The organism is Nocardia sp. NPDC049190, from assembly GCF_040648115.1.
Classification (GTDB): Bacteria; Actinomycetota; Actinomycetes; order Mycobacteriales; family Mycobacteriaceae; genus Nocardia.
Genome location: NZ_JBEZDE010000120.1, coordinates 1 through 1,158 on the forward strand (window position 1 = coordinate 1; position 1,158 = coordinate 1,158).

The 1,158-nt window shown below is 64.2% G+C and carries 2 protein-coding genes; both read right to left on the reverse strand.

Annotated features, from left to right (window positions below; all coding sequences use genetic code 11):
* Positions 1–601, reverse strand: a 601-nt coding sequence (locus AB0B25_RS32155; protein WP_357187621.1) for a condensation domain-containing protein, incomplete at its 3' end; no start/stop codon positions are given.
* A gap of 5 nt (positions 602–606) precedes the next feature.
* On the reverse strand, positions 607–840 hold the full coding sequence (locus tag AB0B25_RS32160) for a hypothetical protein (RefSeq protein WP_357187618.1): 234 nt from the start codon (positions 838–840) through the stop codon (positions 607–609).
* Between the last annotated feature and the right edge of the window lie 318 nt (positions 841–1,158).

The window sequence follows — 1,158 nt, forward strand, 5'->3', positions numbered from 1 at the left end:
TCGGCTCGTCCACACCATCGAACACACCAGCCCACACCCCGAGCGACGCAGCCCGGTCCTGCCCGACCAGCCACGCCAAGAAGTCCCGATAGGGAGCGACAGTTGGCAGTATCGTCGTGTCGCTGTTGGTGGCGTAGGCCACCAGTAGTTCTTTCAGTAGTAGTGGTGTGGACCAGCCATCCAGCAACAGATGGTGGTTGGTCAGTACCAGCCGAGAGTGTTCGGGTGTGAGGGTGACCAGCATCCAGCGCAGCAGCGGGGCGTGAGCCGGGTCGAACCGGGTTGCCCGGTCCGTGGTCATCAACCGGTCGAATTCCCGGTCGCGTGCGGGCTCGTCCAGTCCGGAGAGGTCGAGTTCTGACCAGGGTGCTTCGAGGTGGTCGGTGATGACTTGGACCGGTCCGGTGTCGGTGTCGGTGACGAACGAGGCGCGTAGGTTCGGATGCCGGTCCAGTAGTGTCTGCCCGGCTCGGCGTAGCCGGGCAGGGTCGACCTGCCCACCCAGGTCGAGGACCAACTGCACCATGTAGGCGTCCACCGATTCCTCGGCCACTGTCGCGTGGAACAGCAGTCCTGCCTGTAGCGGGGTCAACGGCCACACATCGCTCAACGTCGGATACCGGTCCTCGAGCCGCTCGATCTCGGACTGACCGAGTCGAACCAAATCCAGATCCGACGGCGTCCGACCACCAAAACCAACACCGGCACCGGCACCGGCACCGGCACCCACTCCAACACCAGCACCCACTCCAACACCAGCACCCACTCCAACACCAACACCAGCACCCACTCCGACACCAACACCAGCACCCGCTCCAGCACCGGCACTGGTTGCGGCACTGGTTGCGGTTCGGTGGGTGTTTGTCGCCAACAGGGTCAATATTCGGGTCCACGAGTCTGCTATTTCACGCACCTCGGCGGCGGTGAGTACTCCGACCGGATATGACCAGCTGGCCCGTAGCCGTGGTCGGTTCCCGTCGTCGAGGGTGTGGGCATTGATATCGAGTACCGCGGGTATCGGCATGTCCGGGTTTCGGGCACCGGCGAGTTCGCTGTCCCAACGGCCGCCGTCGTCGACGGGTATCCACCCGACCGCTTGCCTGTCTTCGGACATCCCCACCGAAACGCGGCCGAGGTAGTTGAACCCGATCTGCGGCG